At 37.3% G+C, this 15,429-nt stretch carries 9 protein-coding genes; 6 read left to right on the top strand and 3 right to left on the bottom strand.

Annotated elements, in window-relative coordinates; translation table 11 throughout:
* Positions 1-390: 390 nt before the first annotated feature.
* Positions 391-3,600 carry a SusC/RagA family TonB-linked outer membrane protein gene (locus ESZ48_RS13380; protein WP_223266452.1) on the top strand — a complete coding sequence of 1,070 codons (3,210 nt, stop codon included), beginning with the start codon at positions 391-393 and terminating at the stop codon, positions 3,598-3,600.
* Positions 3,601-3,612: 12 nt separating this feature from the next.
* Positions 3,613-5,148: a RagB/SusD family nutrient uptake outer membrane protein gene (locus tag ESZ48_RS13375; protein ID WP_129018009.1), complete on the top strand. Its 1,536-nt coding sequence runs from the start codon at positions 3,613-3,615 to the stop codon at positions 5,146-5,148.
* 577 nt (positions 5,149-5,725) lie between these two features.
* Here ESZ48_RS13375 and ESZ48_RS13370 read toward each other — a convergent pair.
* Both ESZ48_RS13370 and trkA read right to left on the bottom strand, forming a co-directional pair.
* Entirely contained in the window at positions 5,726-7,219 is a 1,494-nt protein-coding gene (locus ESZ48_RS13370) for a TrkH family potassium uptake protein (RefSeq protein ID WP_129018008.1), read from the bottom strand.
* 88 nt (positions 7,220-7,307) lie between these two features.
* A complete protein-coding gene (gene trkA / locus ESZ48_RS13365) occupies positions 7,308-8,657 on the bottom strand; it encodes a Trk system potassium transporter TrkA (RefSeq protein ID WP_129018007.1) in 1,350 nt (449 codons plus the stop codon).
* A gap of 210 nt (positions 8,658-8,867) precedes the next feature.
* On the opposite strand from trkA, the gene ubiE reads away from it, so the two are divergent.
* Both ubiE and porT read left to right on the top strand, forming a co-directional pair.
* Positions 8,868-9,599, top strand: a complete 732-nt coding sequence (ubiE, locus tag ESZ48_RS13360) for a bifunctional demethylmenaquinone methyltransferase/2-methoxy-6-polyprenyl-1,4-benzoquinol methylase UbiE (protein ID WP_129018006.1) — start codon at positions 8,868-8,870, stop codon at positions 9,597-9,599.
* A gap of 32 nt (positions 9,600-9,631) precedes the next feature.
* A complete protein-coding gene (gene porT / locus ESZ48_RS13355) occupies positions 9,632-10,378 on the top strand; it encodes a type IX secretion/gliding motility protein PorT/SprT (protein ID WP_129018005.1) in 747 nt (248 codons plus the stop codon).
* A 248-nt stretch (positions 10,379-10,626) separates the two neighbouring features.
* Here the strand turns inward: porT and ESZ48_RS13350 are convergent, their stop codons facing one another.
* Positions 10,627-11,352 carry a TrmH family RNA methyltransferase gene (locus ESZ48_RS13350; RefSeq protein WP_129018004.1) on the bottom strand — a complete coding sequence of 242 codons (726 nt, stop codon included), beginning with the start codon at positions 11,350-11,352 and terminating at the stop codon, positions 10,627-10,629.
* Between the two features lie 150 nt (positions 11,353-11,502).
* Between ESZ48_RS13350 and tamL the strand changes: the two genes are divergently transcribed.
* Complete coding sequence (tamL, locus tag ESZ48_RS13345; RefSeq protein ID WP_223266451.1) at positions 11,503-14,004, top strand: translocation and assembly module lipoprotein TamL; 2,502 nt, start codon at positions 11,503-11,505, stop codon at positions 14,002-14,004.
* Between the two features lie 209 nt (positions 14,005-14,213).
* Entirely contained in the window at positions 14,214-15,281 is a 1,068-nt protein-coding gene (fbaA, locus tag ESZ48_RS13340) for a class II fructose-bisphosphate aldolase (RefSeq protein WP_129018003.1), read from the top strand.
* Positions 15,282-15,429 lie beyond the last annotated feature (148 nt).

Genomic DNA, 15,429 nt, shown 5'->3' with positions numbered 1-15,429 from the left:
GAACATGAAGAAAGAACTGTAAAGTTCTTTCAGGACTATCCGCTACATTTTTATAAGTATTATAGACTTGATCCGGTATTTACCACCCCCATGTAATGAATCCAGGAGGACTTAAAAAACTACCATTAACCAAGGATCATGACTTCCACCATTTAGGTTTAAAAATTGGGTCAAAAGTTTAGATCACATAACCTAAACCCTCGATCCTACACCCATAATTCAAACAATTCTATTAAAATGCATATTTCAATAGCTAGTTTCAAAATACTTGTTGATTGTTCTATTTTGAAACGTTAAATACAGTAGAAATGTTAAAAAGTTTAAAAAATTTTTTATGTTAGCCCCTTATATTAACTAAAATTTAAACCAATGAATGTAAAATTACGAAGTATGTTAACATTCCTAGCGATGTTAGTAGTGCAATTTACTTTTGCGCAGAACAAAAGCATTACAGGGACTGTGAAAGAACCTGGAGGAGAATCCTTGCCTGGTGCTACTGTAATAATAGTAGGCACAAATAAGGGCGTTAGTACAGATTTTGATGGTAATTTCAAAATCGAGGCAAAAACTGGAGATAAATTAGAAATCTCTTATGTTGGCTATTCTACTCAAACTATCACTATCGATTCTAAAGACAATTACTTAATTGAGTTAAGTATCGACAATAGTTTATTAGATGAAGTAGTGGTAGTTGCTTATGGAACAGCTAGTAAAGAATCTATTACTGGCTCTATTTCATCAGTAAAATCTGAAGCGATAGCAATAAGACCTGTTAGTAATGCCGCAGCTGCTTTAGAAGGTTCAGCAGCAGGAATACAAGTTAACAATACTTCTGGACAACCAGGTGATGGTGTCTCCATTCGCATCCGTGGTTTTACCACAATCAATGGAAGTAATTCACCTCTAATTGTTGTTGATGGTGTGCCTTTTGGGGGGAATTTATCGGACATAAACCCATCGGATATCGAAAGTATGTCTGTTTTAAAAGACGCCTCTGCTTCAACACTATATGGTAACCGCGCTTCTAACGGGGTCGTAATGATTCAAACCAAAAGTGGAAAAGGAGAAAGCAACATGAATTTATCTGTAAAACAAGGGTTCTTTAATCGTGGAATCCCTGAATATGATCGAATAGGTCCAGACGATTTTATGGAAACGATGTGGAAAGGCTATAGAAATGCACTTTTGACCGACAGACCAACCTTAACTGTATCAGAAGCCAATGCTTTAGCTTCCGGAAATCTTTTTGATGAGAGCTTAAAACTAAACATCTATAATGTTCCTAAAGATCAATTGTATACTGCTGATGGAAAATTAAACCCAAATGCTCAAATACTTCCAGGTTATGCCGGTGATTTAAACTGGTATGATGGTATTGAACGTGTTGGATATCGTCAAGAATATAATGTTAACGCAAGAAATTCTAACGATAAAGGTGGGATATATTATTCTGCGGGATACTTGAGTGAAGATGGCTACATAAAAAAATCGGACTTCGATCGTTTTACTGCGAGAATGAATGCCGATTATAGACCAAATGATTGGTTGAAATATGGTTTAAGTCTAGACGGATCTCATCAAAAATCTAGTTCTCTTTCAGCCACAACTGGAAGCTCTGCTTCATTTGTAAATCCATTTATGTATGCAAGAAACATTGCACCAATATACCCTGTACATTTGCACGATCCAGTTACGGGAGAGTATCTTTTAGATGAGCAAGGAAACAAATTATATGATGGAGGAGAAAACACAAGAGGTCAATATGTTGGAAGGCATACGGTTTGGGAGAACGAATTGAACAGTCAAAGTTCTTTTAGAAACACCCTTCATGGACAGGTATTTGCTGATTTTAATTTTTTAAGCGACTTTACTTTTACAATTCGTGGCGACTTGAACGTACGAAACGAAGAAAACCAAAGCTATAACAATGCTATTATTGGTGACGGTGCAGGAAACGGAGGTAGAGCCTCGAGAAGTATCTATAGATATAAAAACTATACGGCTCAGCAAATATTGAATTGGGGCAGAAGTTTTGGTGACCATAACGTTGAGGTAATTGCTGGTCACGAAAGTTTCTATGACAATTACAATTATTTATATGGGTATAAAACTACCGAAACCTTTGCTGGCAAAGAAGATTTAATAAATTTCACTGAAATTACCCAGTTATATGATTACGGAGTAACTTATACAACCGAAGGGTATTTTAGTAGAGCTAAATACAACTTTAATAATAAATATTATGGTGAAGCTTCCTTTAGACGTGATGGCTCTTCTAAATTCTCTAAACAAAAACGTTGGGGAAATTTTTGGTCAGTTGGTGCAAGCTGGATTATATCTAAAGAGGATTTCTTTAACGTAGAGTCAATTGATGATCTTAAATTAAGAGCTTCCTATGGTCAAGTTGGAAGTGATATGGGGGCTGGAAAATATGCCTATCATGCATTATATAATATCGCACAAAACGCAAATTTAGCCGCACTTTACAAAGAACAAAATGGAGCGGAAGATTTAATGTGGGAAACTTCTTCCTCAATTGGCGCTGCATTAGAAGGCCGTGCATTTGACAGAGTAAACTTTATTATTGAGTATTTTGACAAACGTTCAGACAACTTATTATTTGATATTAATTTGCCACTCTCTTCAGGTTCTACCTCAACGGGATCAGCAACATCTACAATTACCAAAAATATTGGAACCATCTCTAATAGTGGTTTGGAACTTACCTTTGATGTAGACGTAGTCCGCAACCAAGATTGGCGCTGGAAAGTAGGTGCAAATGCAACTTTTATGAAAAATAAGATTGTTAGATTACCAGAAGAGAATCGTGAAAATGGATTGATTAGTGGTAATTTTAAACGCATGGAAGGCCGCAGTATCTATGACTTCTATACATATCAGTTTGTCGGAGTGGATCAAATGACTGGAAATGCGCTATATAAACCGGATACAGAAATTTATAATGTAAATGGATCTAACCCTGAGGCTGATCCAATTCCAGCTAATTTTTTAACAGAGATTAATGGAGAATACTATACCACTAATACAACTTATGGTATAAGAGATTGGTCTGGTAGTGCCATTCCTGATGTCTTTGGAAGTTTCAATACTGAAATAGGGTGGAAAAACTTTAGTTTGAGTGGTTTGTTTACCTATAGTATAGGAGGTAAGACTTATGACAGCTCTTACTCCTCTTTAATGGCTATATCTGGCGCACCAAGTGCTCTGCATGTTGATATTCTAAAATCGTGGAACGGCGTACCAGATGGTATGACAGATACCTCTACAAACAGAATTGACCCTAAAGGAACCCCAGTAGTTGACTTTTCAAGAAGTTCTTATAATAATGCCACTTCTAACAGATTCTTACAAGATGGTTCTTATTTAGTAATCAAAAACATCAATTTGAGCTATAAACTTCCAAGACAAATTGTCGATAAAATGACTTTAAAATCAATGAACTTTTCTGTTGGAGTAGAAAACTTAGCAACCTTTACAAAACTCAAAGGTATGAACCCTCAACAATCGTTCGCAGGAAGTAGCGTGAACGCTTTTGTTACCCCGAGAATATTCACTTTTGGAGTTAATGTTGGACTGTAAAAAAACACATTTATGAAACTTAATATATTAAAATATATCACCTTATCAGGAGTATTGCTATTAACATCATGTAGTGATGACTTCCTTGAAACTGCACCAACCGACTCCACTGGAGTTGAAACGGTCTTTGAATCGACAGCAAATGCTAAACTCGCCATCAATGGGATAGCGAGAATCATGACAAACCAACATTTAGGTTCCCAAGGTTTTAATGGGGAAGGCACTATTAAAATGTACTATGGGAATTATCCAGGTAATGATTTTGTGGTAGCGCTTCCAGGATGGGCTTCCATAATTAATAGTGATTACCATGAGAATGTGACAAGCGTTTACAACTATTATCCATGGCATTATTACTATAAATTAATCGCGAATGCCAATGAAATTATTCATAATATAGATGGTTCTGCAGGCCCTCAAACCGAGAGAGATTATATTAAAGCGCAAGCACTTACCTATAGAGCTTACAGCTATACCATGTTATCTCAGATTTACGGTAATCGTTGGAGTGACTCAAACAACGGTGCTACTAAAGCACTTGTTCTTCGTCTAGAACCTACAAATGATCCTATGCCGCTTGCTTCTTTAGGAGACGTATATGCTCAAATTTATGTAGATTTAGATCTTGCACTCTCATTATTTGATGCTTCAGGCTATACGCGTCCTGCAGGCACCAATTTTGAAATCGACAAGAGTGTTACCCATGCCGTTTATGCCCGTGCAGCTATAACTAGGGAAGATTATCCAAAAGCGATGACTCATGCCGAAGCGGCTAGAGTAAATCACGCCTTGATGAGTGTATCAGAATATAAAGCTGGTTTTTCTAATCCTAACAAAGAATGGATTTGGAGTAGTTATGGCGCTTTGGATGAAACTTTATATTTCTATTCATACTTTGCATATATGGCATATAACTCTTCGGCAAGTGCGGTTAGAACTTATCCAAAACGGATCAGTAAAGAATTATATGATCAAATACCTGATACAGATATTCGTAAAGATTTATTTCTTAATCCAGAAGGATTTTCCTTTAATGCTGCGACTGGTGCCGCGGGCGCTGATCTAATTAGCAATGCTCGTAGTCGCTACCCAGAAATTAAAAGTAACGCCACCATATTTGCACATATGCAATTTAAAGTGGATGCAAATGATATGCCAGGGGTAGGAAATCTAAATCATTTCCGCTCATCAGAGATGTATTTAATAGAAGCGGAAGCAAGATATTTTATAAATTCTCAAGACCCAAGAATTGCTGAGCTACTTGAAGAGTTGACGGCAAGTTCTGGTAGAGATCCAGATTATACGGTTACTGCTACAGGAAGCGATTTGTTAACAGAGATTAAAAAATACCGTGCTATAGAATTATGGGGCGAAGGTTTTGACTGGTTTGATTATAAGCGTTGGAATGATCCTATCGTACGACATGGTGTAGACGATGGAGGGAACTTCTTGCCATCTCTAGCTGTAACAATTGGACCTGACGAAAAAAACAAATGGACTTGGAAAACGCCACAAAGAGAAACAGATAATAACGAGTTGATTGATTAGTCCGTCATCCGTTAAGATCTAAGTGAAATTACAGTTATTCACATTCAAGAATAACACATACAAAAAGGAGTTAAGAAAATATTTTCTTAGCTCCTTTTTCAATTATTGCCTTCGGCGGTTACTTACTAATATTCTTGATTAAATCAGGAGTAAGATTTTCCATTGGAAAAATAAAAATGGCAACCACACCCTTCTTTACGGTGGAACTGTAGCAATACCAATCCAGATAGCCACTTCTAATAGCGCAATCTAACTTTTGAATTATGGGTTCGATTAGATAATTCACCTAAATTATGAAAGTCAAATAAGTCTATTTATCCATACCTTAAACCTTGGGTCAATTAGATTAATCCTACAAACCAGCATCTGATTCTGCCGGAAAAAAGAGTTGTCATGCCAATTTCCACAGATAAAAAGTTAATCCACAAAGAAATTTTAATAATACATCACTAAGCGCCCAAACAACATCTTGAGTTATGGAGTAAAAAGGTACGTATATAAGATTGATAGATTAGTGGGTAGAGCATTTTAAAAATGGTGCAAGAGTTGATTTGGATTAATCTAAAACTTCCCTGATTTACCTATTTCTCCAAAAGAAAGGCGTCAATAAAATCAATACGGTAAACAGTTCCAAACGTCCAATGAGCATTAAAAATGAAGCCCACCACTGCGCTAACGGTGGTAATGACGCATAATTATTTACTGGACCAAAACTACCTAAAGCCGGTCCAATATTGCCCAAAGCAGATGCCGACAAGCCTATAGCAGACTTAAAATCAATCTCGAACATTGAAAACACCAAGGCACCCACTATAAAGGAAATCATGTAGAGAATAAAAAATCCGAGTATATTGTACACTACCTGTCCTGTTATAGCTTTTGAATTATAACGTACTGGTAACACTGCATTAGGATGGATTGCCCGTTTAAATTCCAAAAATCCGTTTTTTATCAAGATCAGATGGCGCATCACTTTGACACCCCCTGAAGTACTTCCGGCAGAGCCACCCAAAAACATAATCCCAAAAAATAATATCATCAAAAATGGTGTCCATAATGTATAATCAGCAGTAATGAAACCTGTTGTGGTAATGACGGTTACAACTTGAAACAAAGCATGTCTAAAAGCACTTTCAGCCTTCCCCCAAACCATTGGATGCTCAATTGTAGAAAGCGACAAATCTGCTCTAAAATAGATGATCAGTGCCGAAATAATCGTAAACGTTGCAATGAACCTGAAATACCAACGGAGCTCCTCATCGCTTAACGCTTTTTGAACTTTTCCTTTGAAAGCATAATAACTCAAAACAAAGTTTGTTCCGGCCAAAAACATAAAAGTGATGATAATATATTGGATAAGTGGCATATCGTTCCAATAAGCAACACTCGCATTTTTTGTAGAAAAGCCCCCCGTAGACAAGGTGCTCATGGCGTGATTGATAGCGTCAAAAAAGGACATCCCTGCCGCCTTTAACAATATGGTCTCTGCTGCGGTGTAACCAAAATAAATTAACCATAATCGCTTTGCAGTATCCGTAATACGAGGATGTAATTTATCAGCACTTGGACCTGGTGCTTCTGCAGCAAACAATTGCATTCCGCCAATGCCCAATAAGGGCAAGATGGCAATTGCCAAAACAATAATTCCCATCCCGCCAATCCAGTGGGTTGTACTTCTCCAAAATAAAACACCTTTTGGCACGGCCTCAATATCATTTATTATGGTAGCTCCAGTAGTGGTATATCCGGACATGGTCTCAAAAAAAGCACTTGTAAAACTCGGAATGACGTCGGTGACCATATAAGGTAAAGCACCGGAAATGGCCATGACAACCCAACCAAAGGTCACCACCATATAGCCTTCGCGTTTGTTCATTTCCTTACTGTGCTTTTTGGTGGCCATCATCAAAACAATGCCAATCAACAGGACGGCAAGCCCAGAAAGAAAAAGTTTTAAAGTAACACCATCATCATATATAAGACTGACTAAAGTGGCCAAAAGCATAAACCCGCCATTGAACAGCAATAACAATCCAAAAAAATAAAAAACGATTTGGTAGTTGATTTTCATAGCATTTCACACAAATTCATAAGGATTCAAAGCTGTTTTTTATGATGCGCCTTAATCATTCAAGATTGTTTTCGAACATTTTATGTTTTTAAAAGAATAATTTCTCTACTTCGGTTATCGCCTTTGGCAAACAGCAAACCACCACTCTATCCCCACCCTGTACTTTAAAGTCCCCTAAAGGGATAATCCCTTTGCCATGTCTTATGATGCCACCGATAATCGCAGAGCGCGGGAATTCGAGATCTTTTATCATTTTTTCTGTGATTTTAGATCTGTTTTTAACTTCAAATTCGAGCAGCTCAGCATTCATATTATTGAGCTTGGTCATTGCTACCACTTCTCCTTTACGGATATATCTAAAAATATTATTGGCCGCCAAAAGTTTTTTATTGATCAAGGTATCAATCCCAATAGATTCGGAAATCTGATAATAATCCATGTTTTCTACTAGGGCAATGGTTTTTTTTACGCCTTTAGATTTCGCCACCAAACAAGACATGATGTTGGTTTCCGAATTTCCGGTTACTGCAATAAAAGCATCCATACTGCCAATATTTTCTTCCTCCAAAAGGTCCACGTTACGCCCATCGCCATTGATGATCAACACCTTGGGCATATCGTCAGCCAACTCAAAGGCCACGTCCTTATCACTTTCAATCAACTTGACGTTGAAATTGGAAGCGCATAAATCCTTGGCGGTTTTATGACCAATTTTACTGCCCCCAAGAATCATTACGTTTTTAACATCTAACCTCATTTTTCCAGAGAGTTCGAACAATTCCTCGCTCCCACCTTTTGAGGTCACAAAAATCACCTTATCACCTTCCTTAAACTCGGTATCGCCACGCGGAATTATAGTGTATTGGGTTCCAAACCGCTGAATGGCGATGGGTACAAAATGAAGTTGGGGAAACACTTCTGCAGCCTCCTGAACTGTCTTACCCACAAAAGCTGCGGTTTTGGACAACCTTAAGCTCAACATGGTCAAGGCGCCTTGCTCAAATTCGTAGCCGTCATCAAAACCATACTGATTTAAAAGCAGTTCTATCTCTCCAGCGGCTAAGGACTCCGGCGAAATCAACTCGTCAATCCCAAATTTTGAGAAACCAAAGTTATCTTTCTGATCAATAAACTCTGTATTGGAGATTCGTGCAATGGTGCGTCTAGCTCCAAGTTCTTTCGCCAGCACGCATGCCGTAATATTTGTGGTTTCTGAAGAAGTTACGGCTATAAACAAATCTGAATTTTCAACTCTGGCATCCTTTAAAACACCAATGGAAGTGGTGTCGCCTTTGATCACCCTGATATCCAAATGGTCAATGGCATATACCAAACTTTCCTTTTTCGTATCTATTAAAGTAATTTCCTGGGATTCATAGGATAGTAATTTCGCCAAATGAAATCCAACTTCACCAGCACCTGAAATGATTATTTTCATTTAATACAGCTATTCAAAAAGTGATACAAATATAAGTTATTTAACAGTCTCCTATTTAATTTAGAAAGGATATAATGGATTTCTTTGAATTCAAAATAAACTATTTAGCGCCATCTTACAGCATTGAGAATCCCTAACATTTTTTAGCTTTTCACATCATATTGACAAATTTCCATTGAAAAAATATGTAGTTTTGCCAAAAATATTGCAATGTCTGAAAAAGTAAAACCATACAAGGATAGTCAGTTGAACAAGAAGGAACAAGTGACCAAAATGTTTGACACTATCTCTAAGGAATACGATGGCCTTAACCGCGTCATTTCATTTGGAATTGACGTAAAATGGCGGAAAAAAGTTGTGGCTATTATTGCAAAAACCCAACCCAAACGCATCCTCGATATTGCTACTGGAACTGGAGATTTAGCCATTAATCTGGCAGAAACAGATGCAGAGGAAATCATCGGGTTGGACATAAGCGATGGCATGCTTGAGGTAGGAAGAAAAAAAATTACTGATAAGAAGCTAGACAACAAGATTAAAATGACGTTGGGTGATTCTGAAAACCTCCCTTTTGAGGACAACAGTTTTGATGCGATTACCGTCGCTTTTGGGGTTCGGAATTTTGAAGACCTAGAGAAAGGACTTTCCGAAATCTTACGCGTTTTAAAACCCAACGGAACTTTTGTGATTTTAGAAACGTCTGTCCCAATCAAAACGCCGTTCAAACAAGGTTACAAATTCTATTCTAAATATATTTTACCAACCATTGGAAAAGTGTTTTCAAAAGATCGGGTGGCCTATTCTTATTTAAGCGAATCGGCATCTGTTTTTCCTTATGGTGAAGCCTTAAACAATATTTTAAGACAAATTGGGTTTACTAATGTTAAGGATTTACCTCAAACCTTTGGCGTCGCTACCATTTATACGGCAACCAAGCAATAACCCCAAATTAATTGACCTAGAACCTCAATACAATGAAAAGAACTGGCATCATCATTCTATTTTTACTGATTTGCAATTCGGCATCAGCACAATTATTCACGAAAGAGAGAGTTAAAAATCAAGAGAATTTTGATAAGGATCGATTGACCTGGGGCTATTTTTTAGGCTTTAATAGCTATGACTTTAAGTTTGAATATGAGTATGACTACTATACGGTAGACGAAAATCGTGCCTACCATGATATTTTAGTGAAAACCAATATAGGATTTAATGTAGGCCTGGTAGGAGATCTCCGAATCAATGATTATTTCAACCTTCGTTTTGAACCTGGCCTTTATATTAGCCGAAGAGAGCTAAAATATGATGAGAGTTATTTTGGGGGCCAACCCTTCAATAGTTCAGATTTGATTAGAGAAGTGAACTCTACTTATATTCATTTCCCTTTATTATTAAAGGCCAGTACCAAGCGCATCAATAATTTTAAACCTTTTGTTGTAGGTGGTTTTTCTACCGCTTTAAATTTGTCCAGCAACCAGGATGGTGATGACAATAGCGCTGGTAAGTTCCGTACCCAAAAAAGCATGCTTTTTTATGAAGTTGGTTTTGGAATTGACTTTTATTTGGAGTGGTTCAAGTTTAGCCCATCCATTAGAGGGGTTTTCGCAATTAATGATGAATTGGTTAGAGATCGTGTTGAACATCCGGATACAAGCCCTTGGACCGATAACATTGCCTCCATGAAAACACGTGGCGTTTTTGTGAATTTCACGTTTCAATAAAAGTTTCCCGCAGATACCGCAGATTTTCTCAGATTGCCGACTGATATAAATTAATAGAAATATCTAAAAAGAGGCGTTTCTCGTTTGAAGTTTCTAGTTTCCCGCAGAACTCTCGGATAACTAACTGATTTTCATTATTTAATCAATCCACTAATCCCTAATGCCTAATGCCTAATACCCAATGCCTACTAACTAATCCCTCCTACCTCACTCCTCATACCTCACTCCTCCTACCTCATTCCTAATCCCTAATCCCGCCTCTTAAACTCACTCAATAAAATAGCTGTTGCCGTTGCTACGTTCAAACTTTCCGTCTCTTGATGTGCGCTAAAGTGCGGAATGCCCAGTCTGTTTTCAATAAGTGCTTCAATTTCAGTAGAGATTCCGTTGGCTTCATTGCCCATAATCAAAATACCTTGTTTTGGCAGCGTACTTTCATAAATGTTTGTACCATCCATAAAAGCACCAAATTTTTGAACGGTTGAAGTTTTTAGAAATTCCTCCAAGTTCAGATAACTGACGTTTACACGTGTCAAAGATCCCATGGTCGCCTGAACAACCTTTGGATTGTAGCAATCTACCGTGGTTTCACTGCATACCAAATGCTCGATTCCAAACCAATCGCACAGTCTAATTATCGTCCCTAAATTTCCAGGATCGCGTACGGCATCCAAGGCGAGAATTAATTTATCGCTCACTATCTCATTTGCATTCGGGATTTCAAAAACAGCCACTACCTGTTGCGGCGTCGTCAAGGCACTGATTTTTTTGAGTTCAGCTTCCGTAACGAGGCTGAATTTTTCACGAGGACAAATATAATCATCACTGAGAGCGTATAGATGATGGAGCTTAAAATGCGACTTTAAAAACTCAGCGACAGTCTTTTTCCCTTCTACGGTAAATAACCGGTGTTTTAATCGCTGTTTCTTTTGTCCTAAGCTTGCAATTAATTTAATTTCATTCTTTGTTAACATTAAAATGTATTTACTTTTGTTACGTTATTGATTCCTATCAACGATTTTTTTTATGATTGTTTTACCACCTATAAAAACAGTAAATTTGAGCCCATCAATACTTATGTCAATTTCCTCTTGAAAGTTAAGGTAGCAAAAATATCACTTATTATGGCAATATTCATATTGCTATCCTCTTGTAACGCTGTAAAACGTGTTGGCAAGGATGAACATTTGCTAATGGACAATACCGTTTACGTCAACGACAAAAAGAACAATACTGACGCGCTTAACAATTTATTGTTTCAAAAGCCTAACGGTAAGTTTCCGTTATTTGGCATCCCAATACGATTACATATTTATAATCTGGCACGACCAAACATTGATTCTATCTTGGTCGCCAAATATAGAAATCCTGAAGACCCAAAAACGGGCCTCAAGAATTTTATTTCCTTAAAACAATACGAAGCCCTCATCAACTCAAGGAAGAATTTCAATACGTGGCTAAAAAAAACGGGGGAACCTCCAGTGGTAATCAATAGTCTAAGGACTGAAAAGTCGGCAACCAATCTTAAAACTTACTACTATAAACATGGGTGGTTCAATGCCACTGCGTCCTACAAAATAGACACAGTGGACGCACAAAGGGCAAAAATGAACTATTATATAAATACTGGCGATCCTTATTATATGGATTCCATAAGTACCAGAATAGCGTCACCTGTTATAGACACACTGTACAAAAGCCTTAAAAAAAATTCATTGCTCGTTAAAGGAGAACAATTTAAGGAAGCCAATTTGACCAATGAGCGCGAGCGTTTAACAACAGAATTGCGAAACTCTGGACTTTATCATTTTGCCCAGGACTATATCACCTTTGAAATTGATACCATTGGCACCAACAAAAAAGTAAATACAGATCTTATTATCCAAAATAGGACAATTAGATATGACGATTCCGTTCAGGTAAGGCCATTTAAGATTTACACCATTAAGGATGTTAATATCTTTACGGATGATACCTATCAAAATATAAATATCAAGCCTACAGATACCATAAATTATAAAGGGTTTAATATTTACAGCTACGGGAAATCCAAGTACCGGGCAAAGGCACTAACAGATGCCATCTTCATTACGAAAGGAGACATCTTCAAAGACATCAACCGCACGCGCACCTACCGTTATTTAAGCGAATTACAGACCTTTAAATACCCAAATATTGAATATGTGGAAAATGTGGAAGACACCACGTTGACCACTAATATTTATTTGATTCCCAAAAAGAAATTTGGACTGAATTTTAATACTGAAATCTCGCAAAGTAACATTCAAACCATAGGCCTTGGCTTCAGCGGCGGACTCCTGATCAGGAATGTTTTTAGGGGTGCCGAAACTCTGGAGGTTTCTGGACTGGCCGCTATTGGTTCTTCAAAAGATTCAGGAATCAAAAAGGATGTGTTTTTTGACATCACTGAAGTGGGATCTACGGTCAAGCTCACCATTCCACGTTTATTTTTCCCATTAAATACGGATAAGGTCATTCCAAAATACATGTCGCCAAGCACCAGAATTAGTGCTGCAGCTACAAGTCAGCGCAACATTGGCCTCGACAAGCAAACCTTTACCGGGAACTTGAGCTACAATTGGTATCCCAATAAAAAAGTCACCAATACGCTTGATCTCTTTAATGCACAATACGTGAAAAACTTAAATGTCGATAATTATTTTGGGGTTTATGAGAATTCATACAATAGTCTTAATAGCATTGCAAAAAACATTAATTATATAGACAACACCGATAATTTATCGATTCCTGATGGTGCAGATCAATTTATATATGATGTTTTAAACGACAACACGTCCTTAGCGCCAACAGATCCAAATTATCAGAATGTTAGCAATATTGATCAAAGGAAAACAAGATTGTCTGAAAACAACCTCATCATTTCCTCAAGTTTCAATTATGTAAAGACCAGACGTGAAAATATATTTGACAATGATTTTTCAACAATAAGATTTAGGGTAGAATTTGCAGGAAATATTCTGACCAGCCTTTCAAAACTGACCAACGCGAAAAAAAATGATAATGATCGCTATGATATTTTCGGAGTGGCCTTCTCACAATATTCCAAGGCAGAAGTTGATTATGTAAAATATTGGGATCTAGGTAAAAAAAGTGTTTTTGCGGTTCGTAGTTATGTAGGAATTGCGGTGCCTTATGGCAATTCAAATAGTATTCCGTTTTCTAAGAGTTTCTTTGGAGGCGGGCCAAATGACAATCGCGCTTGGACGGCTTACAATCTTGGTCCTGGAAGCACGAAATCAACCAACGAATTCAACGAAGCTAATTTTAAACTTCATTTTAGTGCGGAACAACGCTTTAATCTTTTCGGCTCTGTTTACGGTGCCTTTTTTGTGGACGCTGGAAACATCTGGAACGTGTTTGATAATGTCACTGACCCGGCACAAACCTTTGACAGTTTCAGCTCTTTAAAGGATATCGCCGTTGGTTCCGGTTTTGGTATGCGCTACGATTTTAGCTTTTTTGTACTCCGTTTGGATGTTGGCTTTAAAACCTATGATCCGTCTTATGACTTAGGAAACCGATGGTTTAAGGATTACAACTTTGCAAATGCTGTTTATAATATTGGTATTAACTACCCTTTTTAGGAACAGCTTCCGATCGTGTTTTTAAAATTCACAAAAAACACTAAATATCAAAAGACCAATCCAGTTTCATCAGGATATTCAAGAAATGCCTCCAAACTATAAGGTTATAGCCGTATGCACAGCCTCTGTTCATAAAAACAATACGGCCAAAACCTTAATTTTGCTTTAATTTCATTATTTTTGAAATTAATTAAAACAACAAAATCATTATGAGTCACAACATAAAACCAGGTGTTGCTACCGGCAAAGAGGTACAAGCCATTTTTAAACTTGCAAAAGAAAAAAACTTCGCGCTACCTGCTGTCAATGTTATTGGATCTAACACAATCAATGGCGTATTAGAAACTGCAGCGAAACTTAACGCACCAGTCATCATTCAGTTTTCTAATGGTGGTGCTATTTTCAATGCAGGGAAAGGATTAAGTAATGACGGACAAAAAGCGGCAATTGCAGGTGCCATTGCAGGCGCTAAACACGTACATCTTATGTCTGAAGCTTATGGTGTGCCTGTAATTTTACATACTGACCACTGTGCGAAAAAACTGCTTCCTTGGATAGATGGCCTATTAGATGCCAGTGAAAAACATTTTGAGGAAACCGGCAAACCGCTATACAGTTCACATATGATTGATCTTTCTGAAGAACCTCTTGAAGAAAACATCCAAATCTGTAAGGACTATTTGACACGCATGAGCAAAATGGGAATGACTTTAGAGATTGAATTGGGCATTACTGGTGGCGAAGAAGATGGCGTGGACAACACCGATGTAGACGATTCCAAACTATACACACAACCTTCGGAAGTGGCTTATGCATATGAAGAATTAAGCAAGGTAAGTGATCAATTTACAATTGCCGCCGCTTTTGGAAACGTGCACGGAGTTTACAAACCTGGAAACGTAAAGTTAACTCCAAAAATCCTTAAAAACTCTCAGGAATTTTTATCCAAAAAATATAATTTACCACACAATCATATTGATTTTGTATTCCACGGCGGATCAGGATCAAGTGTAGAAGAAATAAGAGAAGCCATCGGTTATGGTGTGATAAAAATGAATATCGACACTGATATGCAATATGCATTTATGGGTGGAATTCGTGACTACTTTAAAGCACATGAGGGGTATTTACAGTCTCAAATTGGAAGTCCTGACGGAGAGGATTCCCCAAACAAAAAGTATTATGATCCACGTGTCTGGCTTAGAAAGGGTGAGGAAACCTTTGTGGAAAGATTAAAAAAGGCCTTTGAAGATTTAAATAACGTAAATACCTTATAACTTTGCAGGAGGTTTTAGGATATTTTAATATCTCTAAATAAATTATAAGATATTTTCTAATCATAAGATTCCTGCCTGCGCCGGAATAAGGTTTATGATAATTTAAATAACGTAAATACTTTATAACTTTGCCTTTAATAAAACTAAC

Origin of the sequence: Gelidibacter gilvus, assembly GCF_004115975.1 — a bacterium.
In the GTDB taxonomy this organism is placed as follows: Bacteria; Bacteroidota; Bacteroidia; order Flavobacteriales; family Flavobacteriaceae; genus Gelidibacter; species Gelidibacter gilvus.
This window is presented reverse-complemented; position numbering and strand designations above follow the sequence as displayed.